This window comes from Gemmiger formicilis (assembly GCF_016901605.1).
Lineage (GTDB): Bacteria > Bacillota > Clostridia > Oscillospirales > Ruminococcaceae > Gemmiger > Gemmiger formicilis_B.
Window position 1 is genome coordinate 1 of record NZ_JACJKP010000890.1, and the last position, 219, is coordinate 219.

A 219-nucleotide genomic window follows, 5' to 3' on the forward strand; every position below is an offset into this window, starting at 1 on the left:
CATCAGCCAGTTCTGGGCCGGCATGGACAGCTTCCTCTGGCTGATCGGCGAGGCCGTCTTCCACATGCTGCCGGTGGGTATCTGCTGGTCGGTGACCAAAAAGATGGGCACCACGATCATGGAGACCACGGCGGGGCAGATCTTGCGGAAGAATTTTTCCAGATAGACCAGAGTGAAGGCGGCCAGAATGGCGGGAATGACCTGGGCCTGGTAGCCGAT

General features: G+C 59.4%; 1 pseudogene. It reads right to left on the reverse strand.

What is annotated here, in order from left to right:
• Positions 1 to 219 (reverse strand): annotated as a pseudogene (locus tag H6B10_RS17150) (hypothetical protein); the annotation flags it as partial.